Origin of the sequence: Nocardiopsis sp. TNDT3 (assembly GCF_003427465.1) — a bacterium.
Taxonomy (GTDB): Bacteria; Actinomycetota; Actinomycetes; order Streptosporangiales; family Streptosporangiaceae; genus Nocardiopsis; species Nocardiopsis dassonvillei.
On record NZ_QPFC01001108.1, the window covers coordinates 1 to 1,355 of the forward strand.

2 protein-coding genes are annotated in these 1,355 nt (G+C 72.7%); both read right to left on the reverse strand.

Features of this window, described 5'->3' with window-relative positions; translation table 11 throughout:
- Positions 1 to 114: 114 nt before the first annotated feature.
- Positions 115 to 438 carry a putative quinol monooxygenase gene (locus tag DQW06_RS24455; protein ID WP_117199388.1) on the reverse strand — a complete coding sequence of 108 codons (324 nt, stop codon included), beginning with the start codon at positions 436 to 438 and terminating at the stop codon, positions 115 to 117.
- Positions 439 to 614: 176 nt separating this feature from the next.
- Positions 615 to 1,355: peptidase C39 family protein (locus tag DQW06_RS24460; protein ID WP_198662539.1), on the reverse strand; the 741-nt coding region annotated here is incomplete at its 5' end.

Below are 1,355 nucleotides of genomic sequence, written 5' to 3' on the forward strand. Positions count from 1 at the left end.
AACCATCACCACGCCACCCACGGCCACCCCCAACTCCCACCTGTGGAAAACACGGGAACGGCCCAGGACGGATCGCCCGGGGCCGGAATGCTGTCTGGAGGAAACGGAAACCGGTCAGGCGTCGATGGTGAGCTCGCCCATCCGGTCCCAGCCCTCGCCCTCCACGACCCGGCTGACGATGAGCGGGGTCTCGGTGAGCAGCGGCTTCATGGCGGCCAGCCCGTCACGGAAGTGGTCGCTGTTGACGTGCGCCTCGGCGGTGCCGTCCTTGAACGCCTCGACGAGCACGAACTCGTTCTCGCGCTCGACGCTGCGGGACCACTCGAACCACAGGTTGCCCGGCTCGGCGCGGGTGGCCGCGGTGAAGTCGGCGACCGCGTCCAGGAAACCGTCTCCTACCTCGGGCTTGACCCGGAACTTGACGACGATGAGGATCATCGCCCCTCCTCCTTGTCGGTGCTGCGGGACACGGTGTGCCGCGCCCCGTCCCCACTTTCCCAGAACCGGCGACCACGGCGACCACGGCGACCACCGGACAAACCGGGGCGCAACTAGACGAATCAATGTGCACCTGGACGGACCGGGGTGCACCGGTCCACGGACGCGGGACAGTCTCAGGGACGCAGGAGCGGCTCCTCGCCCTCCGGCCCCACGGTGCCCACGCCGCCCTCCGGCCCCGCGATGCCCACGGCGCCGCGGTAGCCGTCCCCCTCCAGCGACGACATCGTGTCGAGCGCGGCGTCGGACACGGGCAGCAGGTGGGCGTCGACCCAGGTGTCGCCCGTGGCGCCGTTGGTCCAGGGGTCCTCGACCACGAGCGCGTCCGGCACCGCCCCGTGGCAGAGCACCCAGTGCGGCACGTCGAAACCCTGCATCGCGGCCAGGGAGACCAGCAGCAGGACGCGCTCCCCCCGGCCGATCGCTTCGCGGATGTCAGCCGTGGACAGGCGGCGCGGATCCACCGGGACCCCGGCCCGCGCCGCGTCCTCCCGCGACGCGCGCTGGAGGACCGCGCGCCACTCCCTCTCGTCCCCGGCGTAGGAGTCGAGCATGACCGGCCGGTCCACGTCGAGGAACACCGTGACGGGCGACGACGGCCACGCCCGGCGCACGGCCACGCCCAGCCCGACGGGCTCGCAGGCGGGGAAGTTCGTCGCGTCGCGCCACAGCGTCAGCTCCGCCGGGCGGTCCAGGGACTCGCGGGGCACCGCCCCGGCCTGCACCTGCGCGACCAGGGCGGTGACGGCGCCGCACGTGAAGTTCGTGGACTGGCGGTAGTACGGCGGCTCCGCCTCAGCCGGACCCTCCCCCAGCCAGCGCACGTGACCGGCGGGCGGACGGTTCCCGTCCCGGCC